A 12,988-nucleotide genomic window follows, 5' to 3' on the forward strand; every position below is an offset into this window, starting at 1 on the left:
CGCGCAATGACCGTTGCACGCTCTGCAACGCCCCAGATCAGGAGGCTCCATGGGCACCGAGGCGCTCGTCCGCCTGGCCGATGAACGCGTCGACCACCGCTTCAAGGGCCTCCCGCCGGACGCCGAGGGCCTGACCGTCGGCGAGCTGGCCGCCCAGCGCCGCAATCTGTTCACCGGCGGATTCACGACACCCGTGCTGGCCCTCTCCGCCGAGCGCCTCGAGCACAACCTGACGCTCATGGAGACGTACGCGGCCCGTCACGGCCTCGCCTTCGCCCCGCACGGCAAGACGTCGATGGCGCCGCAGCTCTTCCACCGCCAGATCGAGCACGGCGCGTGGGGAATCACGCTCGCGGTCCCCCACCAGGTGCGCGTGGCACGGGAGTTCGGGATCCAACGGGTGTTCCTCGCCAACGAACTGGTCGACCCCGCGGCCCTGCGCTGGGTCGCCGACCAACTGGCGGCGGACGCGGACTTCCGGTTCATCTGTTACGTCGACTCCGTACGCGGCGTCGAACTCATGGACGCGGCGCTGACCGGAACCACCCGCCCGGTGGACGTGGTCGTGGAGCTGGCCGCCGGCGAGGGGGCCCGCACGGGTGTGCGGACGGAGGCGGAGTGCGCGGCGGTCGCGGACGCGGTGGCCGCCACCACGACACTGCGGCTGGTGGGAGTCGCCGGATACGAGGGCGAGGTGCCGCAGCCGGACCCCGACCGGGTGCGCGCGTGGCTGCGCCGACTGGTCGCGCTGGCCGTCGACCTCGACATGGCCGGGCGCTTCTCCGGATGCGACGAGATCGTGGTGAGCGCGGGCGGCAGCGCCTGGTTCGACGCGGTCGCGGACGTCTTCACGGAGATCCCCGAACTCTCCGCGACGGTCCTGAAGTTGCTGCGCTCGGGCGCGTACGTCTCGCACGACGACGGCCACTACCGCAGGATCACCCCGTTCACCCGGATCCCGGAGGAGGGCGCGCTGGAGCCGGCGTTCCGGCTGTGGGCGCAGGTGGTGTCCCGGCCCTGCCCCGAGCAGGCCTTCGTCAACGCGGGCAAGCGGGACGCGGCCTACGACCTGGACCTGCCCTTCGCCCAGGTGGTGCGCCGGGACGGCGAGGAGCGGCCGGCCACCGGCGTCTCGGTGACCGCCCTGTCCGACCAGCACGCCTGGCTGCGCACCACGCCGGAAGCGGACGTCGAGGTCGGCGACTGGATCGGCCTCGGCCTGTCGCACCCGTGCACGTCGTTCGACAAGTGGCAGCTGATCCCGGTGGCGGAGGCGGACGGCACGGTCGTCGACTACATCCGTACGTTCTTCTAGGTCGACCACATCACACGTTCTTCTAGGTCGACCACATCACACGTTCTTCCAGGAGGCCCCGTGGACGGTATGGACCCCGTGGACTTCGCCGACCTCGCCGATCTCGTCATCCGGGACGCCGACGTCGTCGACGGCACCGGCGGCCCCTCCTACCGCGCCGATGTGGCGATCAAGGACGGCAGGATCGTCTCGATCGTCAAGGAGGCCGCCCAGGCGGGCTGCCAGCGCCCCCGGGCGGTGCGGGAGCTGGACGCGGAGGGTCTCGCCCTCTCCCCCGGCTTCATCGACATGCACGCGCACAGCGACCTCGCCCTGCTGCGCGACCCGGACCACAGCGCCAAGGCCGCACAGGGCGTGACGCTCGAGGTCATCGGGCAGGACGGGTTGTCGTACGCCCCGGTCGACGACCGCACGCTCGAAGAGGTGCGCCGTGCCATCACCGGCTGGAACGGGTACGGCGACGACATCGACTTCACCTGGCGTTCGGTGGGCGAGTACCTGGACCGCCTGGACGAGGGCATCGCGGTCAACGCGGCCTATCTGATCCCGCAGGGCACGGTGCGGATGCTGGCCGTCGGCTGGGAGGATCGGGAGGCGGCGCCCGAGGAGCTGGACCGGATGCGGCGGCTGGTCGCGGAGGGCATGGAACAGGGCGCGGTCGGCATGTCGTCCGGGCTCACCTACACGCCCGGCATGTACGCGAAGGACGCCGAACTGACCGAACTGTGCCGGGTGGTGGCCTCCTACGGCGGCTACTACTGCCCGCACCACCGCAGTTACGGGGCGGGCGCCCTGGAGGCGTACGAGGAGATGGTGGGCCTTGCCCGGGAGGCCGGCTGCCCCCTCCACCTCGCCCACGCCACGATGAACTTCGGCGTGAACAAGGGCCGCGCCCCCGAGCTGCTGTCCCTGCTCGACGAGGCACTGGCGGCCGGCGCCGACATCACGCTGGACACCTACCCCTACACCCCCGGCTCCACGACGCTGGCGGCCCTGCTGCCGAGCTGGGCGAGCGAGGGCGGCCCGGCGGAGATCCTCAAGCGGCTCACCGACGACACGACGGCCGAGCGGATCCGGCACCACATGGAGGTCGTCGGCGCCGACGGCTGCCACGGTGTGCCCGTCGAGTGGGACACCATCGAGATCTCGGGCGTGAGCGACCCGGCGCTCGCGTCGTACGTCGGCAGGACCGTCCAGGAGTCGGCGGACCGGCGCGGCGAGAGCCCGTGGGCCCTCGCCCGCCGCCTGCTGACCGAGGACCGCCTCGGCTCGACGATCCTCCAGCACGTGGGCCACGAGGAGAACGTGCGGGCGATCATGCGGCACCGCGTCCACACCGGCGGCTCGGACGGCATCCTCCAGGGTGACAAGCCGCACCCAAGGGCGTACGGGACCTTCCCGGAGTATCTGGGCCGGTATGTACGGGAGTCGGGGGTGCTGTCCCTGGAGGAGTGCGTGGCGCATCTGACCGGCCGCCCGGCGGCCCGCCTCCGCCTGCCGGACCGGGGCCTGGTGCGCGAGGGCCACCGCGCCGACCTGGTGCTCTTCGACCCGGCCACGGTCGCGGCGGGCTCCACCTTCGGGCGACCGCGCACGCTGCCGACGGGCATCCCGTACGTCCTGATCGACGGCCGCTTCGTGATCGAGGACGGCCGACGGACGGACGTACTGGCGGGGCGGTCGGTCCGCAGAAACCCGGGGCGGGCCGTCCGCAGAAATCCGGTATGACCGCGGCCCACCTGCGCCGCGCGTACTCCATGGACTGGCCGTGTGCACGTCGGCCCGCAGCCCTGATATCCGCCCTGCGCAACCACTCCCACACTCCACACCAGCCATCGCCGGCATAAGCCGGCAGCAAAGTCACCCGAACGACTGAACGCATCACGTTCGACCACCGGAGCGCAGTAACTCACTACCTTGCGTCACATGGTCAGCTCAGCACACGAGGCGTTGCACCAGATCTTCAGGGAGGACCCGGGTCTGTTCACCCGGGCCCTCCCGAAGGCCGGCATCGCCTTCCCCGAAACCACGGCGATCCAACTCCTGGACACCGATCTCACGGAGATCAAGCCGCTGGAACGCCGTGTGGACACCCTGCTGCGGATCGACACGGCCGGCGACGGAAGCTACCTGCTCGCCGTGGAGTCGCAGGGCAGACGCGACCCGGACAAGCTCAACAGCTGGACGTACTACCTGGCCCACCTGTACGCCAAGTACGAGCTGCCCCCGATCCTGCTCGTCGTGTGCCAGGACAAGACCACCGCGTCCTGGGCAGCAGAACCCATCCGCATCGGCCCTCCGACCCACACCAGCATCGCGGTCTTCCCACTGGTCCTGGGCCCCGACAACTTCCCCGCGATCACCGACCCGGACGAGGCGGCACGAGACCTCCCCGTCTCAGTCTTCTCCGCACTCACCCACGCCAAGGATCCCGCCCTCCCTGCGATACTGGACGCGCTGGCGACAGCTCTCGCCAGCACCGGAGGCGACACCGCAGCGGACTGGGCTGAATTCACCGAGATCGGCCTGGGCGACGCCCAGACCCGCGCACTCTGGAGGCAACTGATGGCCACCCGCACCAGCCGCTTCCCCGGCAGCGGCACCCTCATCGAGGAGACCCGCCTGAAGGGCAAGGCCGAGGGCAAGGCCGAGGACATTCTCCGCATCCTCGACCTCCGAGGCATCGACATCCCCGAAGCCGCCCGCGAGCGCATCGTCACCTGCACCGACCTCGAAACCCTCGTCACCTGGTTCGACCGGGCGCTCACGGCCGCCGGCACGGAGGAGTTGTTCGCGCAGGACTGACCGACCGCGACTACGAGACCCTCCGCATGCCCGGCAGTGGCTTCCGGGACTCATGCTCGGGCCGTGGCCGGAGCGCCCAAGGACTCCGGGCCGGCCGGAGCCGCCGCGCCTCCCGCGGTCGTCAACGAGGACGGGCGGCGGACGGACGTACTGCGGGGCGGGCGATCCGCAGGACTCGCGTGTGACCTCGGACCGCCCGCCGGACTGGTCTCCTACGGCTTGGGCAGGACGCAGCCGCTCGCGCTGAGGTTCAGCTTGTTGCCGGCGCCGAAGCAGGCCGGGATCTGGTAGGTCTCCTCTGCGTAGTTGATGCCCTGGCGAACGGTGACGTTGCCGCTCGCGTCGACCTCGCAGGGGTTGTTCTCCGTGCAGCGCTCACCGTCCTCGTTGCCGGTGTTGTTGACGGCGACGACCTTGCCGGTGGCGTTGTCGATGACGGGCGACCCGGAGGTGCCGCCGATGGTGTCGCAGGCGGAGGTGTAACGGACCGAGTCCTTCCAGGTCCAGTCGCCCTCCTTCAGCCGGTACACGAACCCGTCGATGTTGCAGCTGTAGATGCGCTTCCAGTAGCCGGAGACGACCTTGATGGCGGTGCCGGCGACGGGATGGGTGTCGGCGACAGTGAGCGCACTGATGCCGTAGGAGCTCTTGATCTGCGCGTAGGTGCGGGTGAGCTGGTAGATCGTGATGTCCGTGTCGGTCATCGTCGAGTAGGCGACCTTGCTCGCGCGCAGCGTCGCGATCCTGGTGCCGGACGAGTTGAGCAGGCCGAAAGAGCGGCTGGAGGCCTGGTCGACGATGACCTCGCCGGGCCCGGGGAATCCGGTCTCCAGGCAGTGGCCGTTGGTCAGGACGAGCGCGGGATCGCTGTCCGCGGAGTTCGGGAAGCGGATGACGGAGCCGGAGCAGTTGCTGAGCGAGACGGTGCCGGCGAAGTCGACGGCCTGGATCGTGGCCGTCCTGTCCTTCGTCGCCGTCCCGGCGGACGCGGCGGTTGCCGCTGGGGCGGCCGTGACCGTCGCCGTCCCGGCGGGCGCGGGTGCCGCGACCGCCGGCGCCGCGCCGGCTCCGGCCAGAGCCAGAGCGAGGAGCGCGGCGGCGAGAGGCTTGCTCATGTGGGGGGTCCCCTCTCGATGAGGTGGCGATGACGTGGACGGCCGGAGGTCTTCCGGCCGTCCCTGACTTGTCATGCGCATTGTCAATGGAGGGGCGTGCGGGGACAAGGAGCGGTTTTCGGCCGCGGGCTCCGGGCGGCTGTCCTACTTCGGCGCCTTGGTGGCCCCCCGCCCACGGCCGGGCTTGCCGCCGAAGTTGCCCGGCGTGGTGGCGCTCGCGGTGACGGTCGGAGAGGCGGAGGACCCCCCGGCGGTGGGCGCGGCGGATGTGGGCGTCTCGGATGCCGCCGGCACCGGGGCGGCGCCTCGTGAGGCGCCGGGCGTGGCGGACGCCTTGGTGACGGCGGCCACGGATGCGGCGGTACGGGACGGCTCGGTGGCGGTGGAGGAGGCGGTCGCCTCCGTGGGCGACGCGGACGGTGCCGCCTCCGGCCGGGCCGACTGCCCGGCGTCCGCAGGTGCGCTGGAGGAACCGGAGCCGAAGCCGCCGGCGAGTGCGACGACGACGCCCACGGCACCGAGCGCGCCCACGGCGAGGGCCGCACGGCGAGGCAGAGGGGAGCGCGACGGGGTCCGGGCCCGGCGCCGCGAAGCGCGGGTCTCCCCGACGACTCCGGGATCACTGCCGCCACCGGGACTCACAGGTGTCACAGGCAGCTCGCGGGTCTCGTCGTAGGCGTTCTGCCAGCCGTGGGCGACCGCCGGATCGGCGTAGCCGTCGTAGTCCGGCTCCGCTACGGCGTACGGGTGATACACGTTCGGCTGATTCCCGTCCTCGCCGCCACCCGGATGTGACGCACCGGCGGGGTACCCGGCCGCCGCGCCGTTCGACCCGTATGCCCCGTCATCCGGGCCGTACGCCCCGTCACCGGGGTGATGCTGCCATGACATGTGCGCGCATTGTAGAGGCGAGAGGGAGTGGTGGTGCAGTCGCGGTGACAACCGGCCGATCTCTCCCGTCTCACGTGGTGGAAAACACGCCGCGTGCGCCGTTACGCGGCCGTAAGCTCGCGGACATGCAGGTGATCCAGTCCACGAAGCTCGCCAACGTCTGCTACGAGATCCGGGGCCCGGTTCTCGAGGAGGCGATGCGGCTGGAGGCGGCGGGTCACCGCATCCTCAAGCTCAACACCGGCAATCCGGCCGCCTTCGGCTTCGACTGCCCGCCCGAGATCCTCGAGGACATCCTCCGCAACGTCTCGACGGCACACGGCTACGGCGACGCCAAGGGCCTCCTGGCCGCGCGCCGGGCGGTCGTGATGCACAACCAGACCCTCGGCATCGAGACGGACGTCGAGCACGTCTTCATCGGCAACGGCGTCTCCGAGCTGATCGTGATGGCCATGCAGGGCCTGCTGGACGACGGCGACGAGGTACTCGTACCGGCACCCGACTACCCCCTGTGGACCGCGGCGGTGTCCCTGTCGGGCGGCACGGCCGTCCACTACCGCTGCGACGAGCAGTCCGACTGGATGCCGGACCTCGCGGATGTGGAGCGGAAGGTCACCGACCGCACCAAGGCGATCGTCATCATCAACCCGAACAACCCGACGGGCGCGGTGTACGACGAGACGGTCATCCGAGGTCTGACGGACATCGCCCGCCGCCACAACCTGCTCGTCTGCTCCGACGAGATCTACGACAAGATCCTCTACGACGGCGCGCGGCACATCCCCACCGCCGCGGTGGCCCCGGACCTGCTGACCCTCACCTTCAACGGCATGTCGAAGGCGTACCGGGTGGCCGGCTACCGGGTGGGCTGGATGTCCATCTCGGGCCCCCGGGCGCACGCGGAGTCGTACATCGAGGGCCTGACGATCCTGGCGAACATGCGCCTGTGCGCGAACATGCCGGGCCAGCACGGCGTGGTGGCGGCACTCAGCGGCCGCCAGACGATCAACGACCTGGTACTGCCGGGCGGGCGACTGAAGGAGCAGCGGGACGCGGCATACGACCTGCTGACCCAGATCCCGGGCGTGACCTGCGTGAAGCCCAAGGGCGCGCTGTACCTCTTCCCCCGCCTCGACCCGAAGGTCTTCAAGATCAAGGACGACCGGCAGATGGTCCTGGACCTGCTGCGCCGCGAGAAGATCATGGTCGTCCAGGGAACGGGCTTCAACTGGACCGAGCCGGACCACTTCCGAGTGGTGACCCTGCCGACGGTGGCCGACCTGACATCGGCGATCACCCGCATCGGGAACTTCCTGGACGGCTACAGCCAGCCGTGAAGGTTGCGATGCGCGAGCACCGACCGATTCTGCGATCCAGCCAACTTTAGACGACTTCTAAGCTAAGATGGCTTCCTGGCAGAGCACAGGAGGCCATCTCATGTACGAACCGATCCGCACCAAGTCGGTCCACACGATGGCCGACCCCACCGACGCCGACTTCCCGCACCGCTCACGCGAGGAGGAGCTGGACATCCAGCTCGCGGGCCATCTGGCGGCGCTGCTCACGGTGACGGACGACCTGCGTGCGCTCGCACCCTGCCCGGACCTCGACGCGGCCGCCGAACGCCTCGCCGGGCAGGTGGCACGCCTGCGCGGTGTGCCGCCGGTCCGTGCCACGGCCACCCAGCGCGGGGGCGAGTCCCACGTCATGGCGCTCCACCGCCGCGCCCACGCACTGGCCGGCCGCGCCCTGGTGGTGGCGGCGTCCCGCGCGGACACGGCGGCGGCGATCCTGTCGGCGGAACGCATGGACGCACACAGCGCCGCACTGGCCGACCCGCGCGAGCCCATCACCGCGGGCTGAGCCTCCGAGCCGCACGACGGCTCCCCTCGACGGCCCCGGTCCGCGTGGACGACCAAGACGCGCGGACCGGGCGCCACGACTTCGGCCGGCCCGCGTTCACTTGGGCTCAGCACGGCGCGTCGTCGGAAACGGCGGACGGCACCCACGAGACCGAAGCCTCGAGGCGCCGTCGCCTTTCCCCGGTGGTACGGCCGGCCGAGATCACGCCGCCGATCGTTCGGGAGTTACACGCCCGGAACCCTCGCGCAGACGACATAGGCCGTGACGGTCGTCCCGGCGGGCAGGAGGGCGTCGGCGCTGACCCGCCACGCGTCGGGAGCGGAGTCGACCGGACGGCTCTCGACCACGTTGACAGCGTTCAGCGGGCCGGAGACGAGGTATCCACCGCCGGTGACTTCGTCGTTGTTGTCGGCGCACGTCGCGATGGACGCCGTCCCGAGGAGGTCGGCAGAGGTGATCGGGGTGGCGTCCGTCACGGTGTAGGTGTCAGTCAGTCCGGACGGGCCCTGGGGACCGGCCGGGACATTCATTCCTAACTCACGGCAACTCAATGGTTACGATCCGGTCCGTGTCACAGAAGGAGATCACCCGAGCGGCCTCCGCACCGAAAAAAGCCGCCGGGAGTGAGCCAGCGGCATATTCTTCACGCCGAGTGGGTCATGACGCAGCGAGGCCGGGGCCCGTACACCGTTGTACGGGCCCCGGCCTCGCTTGATGCTGTCACCGCGGCCGGTCCTGACGACGTCGCAGGTCAGGGCAAGTCCGACCGGCCGCGGAGTTCAAATGGGGCGTCAGCCCAGGCGCTGCACCAGGGCACGGTACTCGTCCCACAGCTCCTTCGGGGTGTGGTCGCCGAAGGTGTTGAGGTGCTCGGGGATCAGGGCCGCCTCCTCGCGCCACACCTCCTTGTCGACCGTCAGCAGGAACTCCAGGTCGGAGTCCGACAGTTCGAGGCCGTTCGTGTCCAGGGCACCCTTGGCCGGCAGGATGCCGATCGGGGTCTCGACGCCCTCGCCCTTGCCCTCCAGGCGCTCCACGATCCACTTCAGGACGCGGCTGTTCTCGCCGAAGCCCGGCCAGACGAACTTGCCCTCGTCGTTCTTGCGGAACCAGTTGACGTAGTAGATCTTCGGCAGCTTGGACTGGTCCTTGTCCTTGGCGACCTCGATCCAGTGGGCCATGTAGTCGCCCATGTTGTAGCCGCAGAAGGGGAGCATGGCGAAGGGGTCGCGGCGCAGCTCGCCGACCTTGCCCTCGGCCGCCGCCGTCTTCTCGCTCGCCACGTTCGCGCCGAGGAAGACGCCGTGGTTCCAGTCGAAGGACTCCGTCACCAGCGGGACCGCCGTGGCGCGGCGGCCGCCGAACAGGATCGCCGAGATCGGCACGCCCTTCGGGTCCTCCCACTCCGGCGCGATGATCGGGCACTGCGAGGCCGGGACCGTGAAGCGGGCGTTGGGGTGGGCGGCCGCGGTCTCCGACTCCGGAGTCCAGTCGTTGCCCTTCCAGTCGGTCAGGTGGGCGGGCGACTCCTCGGTCATGCCCTCCCACCAGATGTCGTTGTCGTCGGTGAGGGCGACGTTGGTGAAGACCGCGTTGCCCCACAGCGTCTTCATCGCGTTGGCGTTGGTGTGCTCGCCCGTGCCGGGCGCGACGCCGAAGAAGCCGGCCTCAGGGTTGATCGCGTACAGGCGGCCGTCCTCGCCGAACCGCATCCACGCGATGTCGTCGCCGATCGTCTCGACGGTCCAGCCGGAGATCGTCGGCTCCAGCATGGCGAGGTTCGTCTTGCCGCAGGCGCTCGGGAAGGCGGCGGCGACGTACTTGGACTCGCCCTGCGGGGGCGTGAGCTTGAGGATCAGCATGTGCTCGGCCAGCCAGCCCTCGTCACGCGCCATGACGGAGGCGATACGGAGCGCGTAGCACTTCTTGCCCAGCAGCGCGTTGCCGCCGTAGCCGGAGCCGTACGACCAGATCTCCAGGGCTTCCGGGAAGTGCGAGATGTACTTGGTCGAGTTGCAGGGCCAGGGGACGTCCTCCTGGCCGGCCTCCAGCGGGGCGCCCAGCGAGTGGACGGCCCTGACGAAGAAGCCGTCGGAGCCGAGCTCGTCGAGGACCGCCTGGCCCATGCGCGTCATGGTGCGCATGGAGACCGCGACGTACGCGGAGTCCGTGATCTCCACGCCTATCGCGGAGAGCGGCGAGCCGAGGGGGCCCATGCAGAAGGGCACGACGTACATCGTCCGGCCGCGCATGGAGCCGCGGAACAGGCCGTTCTCGCCCTGGAAGATCTCCCGCATCTCCGCGGGCGCCTTCCAGTGGTTCGTCGGACCCGCGTCCTCCTCCTTCTCGGAGCAGATGAACGTCCGGTCCTCGACCCGGGCCACGTCCGTCGGGTCGGAGGCGGCGTAGTACGAGTTCGGGCGCTTGATCGGGTCGAGCTTCTTGAAGGTGCCCTTGCGGACGAGCTCATCGCACAAGCGCTCGTATTCGGCCTCGGATCCGTCACACCAGACCACGCTGTCCGGCTGCGTCAGTTCGGCGACCTCGTTGACCCACGAGATCAGGTCCTTGTGCTGGGTGGGGACGGTTGAGGGAGCCGCGATGTCGCGCGCCACGATCGCTCCTAGATGAGGGATTTTGTGTTGATTGCCCCGTGGGGGCTGCGACCCGGATGCTTCGTAGCCGCTCATCCGGTGCCGACCGCACTCATTTGATCATCCGACGAGATTGCGCATCTGTCCAGAGGACGTCACACCTGAGCGGAGTGGGGATCGCCACACGTCGCCGCGTTTCTTTGCGTGCACGTAGAGTTCGACAGAAGGTTTTTTTGCGCGGCGGCCGTACCCCCACAGTCCGGACGGGACGGGTGATATCGGTCGCACTCTGATCCACAACTTACGGTTCCGTAGGTACCATGCCGCGCATGACTGCGTCCGTCCCCGACGCGCCCACGGACTCGCCGGCAGCAGGCCACGGTCCCGTAGCGCTCTCCCTGCCCCACCCGGTCAAGCCGAAGCTCCGCGGCTGGCTGCACCTGGGGATGTTCCCGGCCGTACTCGTCGCGGGCCTCGTCCTCACGGCCCTCGCGGACTCCGCGAGAGGCCGTATCGCCTGCAGTATCTACGCGCTGACGGCCTGTCTGCTCTTCGGCGTGAGCGCGCTGTACCACCGCGGCAACTGGAGCCCGCGCATGGACGGCGTGCTGCGCCGGCTCGACCACGCGAACATCTTCCTGATCATCGCGGGCACCTACACGCCACTGACCTTGCTGCTCCTGCCGGGCTCGAAGGGGCAGTGGCTGCTGTGGGGGATCTGGGCCGCCGCGGCGGCAGGCATAGCCTTCCGGGTCTTCTGGGTCGGCGCCCCGCGCTGGCTCTACACACCGTGCTACATCGCGATGGGATGGGCGGCCGTCTTCTTCCTCCCCGACTTCATGCAGGCGGGCGGGATCACGGTACTGGTGCTCGTCGTCGTCGGCGGGCTGCTCTACAGCGCGGGCGGCGTGATCTACGGCATCAAGCGGCCGAACCCGTCACCGCGGTGGTTCGGCTTCCACGAGGTCTTCCACTCCTTCACGCTCGCCGCGTTCGTCGTGCACTACGTGTGCATCTCGCTGGTGGCGTACCAGCACACGTAGCTGATCAAAGCACTTCCCCCGCGGCCACGGCTTCCCAAAAGCCGTGGCCGTCCCCGTTCAGCACGAGGAACGACACCGACACATCCTGCATCGGTCAAGTCGGCGAACCACCCACACCGAGCCCGGCTCAGCCATCCGACTGGCCCCCGAGCCACCATCGTGCTTTATACACACTTGTGCCGATCAATGCGTCCTGCCGGGTCGGATCCACGAAGTCGACACGCGAACTGCACCAACTGCAGGGGGTCTGATCGTCAGGGCTGACCATGATGACCTGGCCCGTTGTCGGATGCTGACTGATGCTCTTGACGTGAGCCTGGTCGATGCCGCCGGGTGCAGTGGCGTGAGTGAATTTTCCGCTCGTCAGGGATACCCGGTAGACATGGCGGCCCGTGGTCACCCAGCGGTCATCGGGCGCGCCGATGACCGGAGCGAGATCGTGGCCGTCTTTGTCGGGCAGGGCAAGCCGGCGTTGCAGGGTGATGCTGGGTGCGGCCCTGGTCCCGTCGACAGCGAGTGCGCACAGCTCCGAGGCGCCGAGCGCCCACAGCAGGCGCTGCCTTGCGTCCCACGAGACGGCGTGGGCCCCGGGCAGGGGGTGCTGCACGTAGTGGCTGGAGCGTGGGCCCTGGGACGATGTGTAAAGACGGATGAACCCGCCTGTGCTGGCAGCCACGGCGATATTGCCGTCCGGCAGCATTTCCAGACTGTGGAGATTGCTTGAGCCAGGGATATTCGACGCCCAATAAGTGAATCCACGACTACGGTTGAAGGCGACGGCCATACCGCCCGAGGCGCACGTGAGGAGCAGCGTGCCGTCCGGCGTCTCCACTTGTTTGGCCTCGCTCACGTTGATCCAGCTCCTGGACGGGAGCAGGTCGGCCAGGTCTGCATCCGATGCGGGAGACCAGGACCACAGCGCGGTCAGGTCCAGTCGACGTTCACGGTAGGCTCTCAGGATTCCGGTCTCCGTGAGGATTGCTGACTGTGATTGCTGATCACAGAGGACGATCAACTCGCGGTCGGTGATCGGACGAGGAATGGCCTGTGAGGCAGCCGTGGGAGCACCAGCATGAGAAATGGCTGCAGCCGAGGCACCTGCACGCAAAAAGCGCCGCCGCGTCAGGCCCGGACCCCTGGAAATGTGTGTAGCGAATAGTGCCGGATTTCTCACGGTGACAGAGTTATCAGTCGAGGCTCGGGTCGTTGAGTGACGCGCCCTGGGCGCACGCGGGCGCGGGAATAGTCACACCGACACACTGCGACCACGGTCTCAAGGTCGGCGTGGGCCTGCTGCGGTGCCGGGCGCCGTCCGGGCGACCCGTCCGGGGCCTCTGACGTCCGTTCGATCTCCCCGCCGTC

Annotated in this window: 11 protein-coding genes; 6 read left to right on the forward strand and 5 right to left on the reverse strand. The window is 69.3% G+C overall.

Annotation, left to right across the window (positions count from 1 at the left end; genetic code table 11):
* Window positions 1-49 precede the first annotated feature (49 nt).
* The 3 genes from AB0N14_RS02535 (at window position 50) to AB0N14_RS02545 (ending at window position 4,120) form a co-directional block, all read left to right on the forward strand.
* Window positions 50-1,315, forward strand: coding sequence for an amino acid deaminase (locus AB0N14_RS02535; RefSeq protein ID WP_366023884.1), 1,266 nt, complete (start codon window positions 50-52; stop codon window positions 1,313-1,315).
* Window positions 1,316-1,384: 69 nt separating this feature from the next.
* The gene (locus tag AB0N14_RS02540; protein ID WP_366024241.1) at window positions 1,385-3,043 is read left to right on the forward strand and encodes a D-aminoacylase; all 1,659 of its coding nucleotides are present in this window, start codon (window positions 1,385-1,387) and stop codon (window positions 3,041-3,043) included.
* A 198-nt stretch (window positions 3,044-3,241) separates the two neighbouring features.
* Window positions 3,242-4,120 carry a hypothetical protein gene (locus AB0N14_RS02545; RefSeq protein WP_366023885.1) on the forward strand — a complete coding sequence of 293 codons (879 nt, stop codon included), beginning with the start codon at window positions 3,242-3,244 and terminating at the stop codon, window positions 4,118-4,120.
* A gap of 212 nt (window positions 4,121-4,332) precedes the next feature.
* Here AB0N14_RS02545 and AB0N14_RS02550 read toward each other — a convergent pair whose 3' ends face one another.
* Both AB0N14_RS02550 and AB0N14_RS02555 read right to left on the reverse strand, forming a co-directional pair.
* Window positions 4,333-5,235 carry a serine protease gene (locus AB0N14_RS02550; protein WP_366023886.1) on the reverse strand — a complete coding sequence of 301 codons (903 nt, stop codon included), beginning with the start codon at window positions 5,233-5,235 and terminating at the stop codon, window positions 4,333-4,335.
* Window positions 5,236-5,379: 144 nt separating this feature from the next.
* A complete protein-coding gene (locus AB0N14_RS02555; RefSeq protein WP_366023887.1) occupies window positions 5,380-6,126 on the reverse strand; it encodes a hypothetical protein in 747 nt (248 codons plus the stop codon).
* A 125-nt stretch (window positions 6,127-6,251) separates the two neighbouring features.
* Here AB0N14_RS02555 and AB0N14_RS02560 point away from each other — a divergent pair, with 125 nt between their 5' ends.
* Window positions 6,252-7,463 carry a pyridoxal phosphate-dependent aminotransferase gene (locus AB0N14_RS02560; RefSeq protein ID WP_200419037.1) on the forward strand — a complete coding sequence of 404 codons (1,212 nt, stop codon included), beginning with the start codon at window positions 6,252-6,254 and terminating at the stop codon, window positions 7,461-7,463.
* A 100-nt stretch (window positions 7,464-7,563) separates the two neighbouring features.
* Window positions 7,564-7,989 (forward strand): hypothetical protein, encoded by a 426-nt coding sequence (locus AB0N14_RS02565; RefSeq protein WP_366023888.1) that lies wholly within the window; start codon window positions 7,564-7,566, stop codon window positions 7,987-7,989.
* 224 nt (window positions 7,990-8,213) lie between these two features.
* On the opposite strand, the gene AB0N14_RS02570 is transcribed toward AB0N14_RS02565, so the two are convergent.
* Together AB0N14_RS02570 and AB0N14_RS02575 are read right to left on the reverse strand one after the other, a co-directional pair.
* Window positions 8,214-8,465: a hypothetical protein gene (locus AB0N14_RS02570; RefSeq protein ID WP_366023889.1), complete on the reverse strand. Its 252-nt coding sequence runs from the start codon at window positions 8,463-8,465 to the stop codon at window positions 8,214-8,216.
* Window positions 8,466-8,780: 315 nt separating this feature from the next.
* Window positions 8,781-10,604 (reverse strand): phosphoenolpyruvate carboxykinase (GTP), encoded by a 1,824-nt coding sequence (locus tag AB0N14_RS02575; protein WP_366023890.1) that lies wholly within the window; start codon window positions 10,602-10,604, stop codon window positions 8,781-8,783.
* A gap of 308 nt (window positions 10,605-10,912) precedes the next feature.
* On the opposite strand from AB0N14_RS02575, the gene AB0N14_RS02580 reads away from it, so the two are divergent.
* A complete protein-coding gene (locus AB0N14_RS02580) occupies window positions 10,913-11,626 on the forward strand; it encodes a hemolysin III family protein (protein ID WP_366023891.1) in 714 nt (237 codons plus the stop codon).
* 127 nt (window positions 11,627-11,753) lie between these two features.
* On the opposite strand, the gene AB0N14_RS02585 is transcribed toward AB0N14_RS02580, so the two are convergent.
* The gene (locus AB0N14_RS02585; RefSeq protein WP_366023892.1) at window positions 11,754-12,800 is read right to left on the reverse strand and encodes a DUF6528 family protein; all 1,047 of its coding nucleotides are present in this window, start codon (window positions 12,798-12,800) and stop codon (window positions 11,754-11,756) included.
* Window positions 12,801-12,988 lie beyond the last annotated feature (188 nt).

This window comes from Streptomyces sp. NPDC051104 (genome assembly GCF_040682835.1).
Classification (GTDB): domain Bacteria; phylum Actinomycetota; class Actinomycetes; order Streptomycetales; family Streptomycetaceae; genus Streptomyces; species Streptomyces cynarae.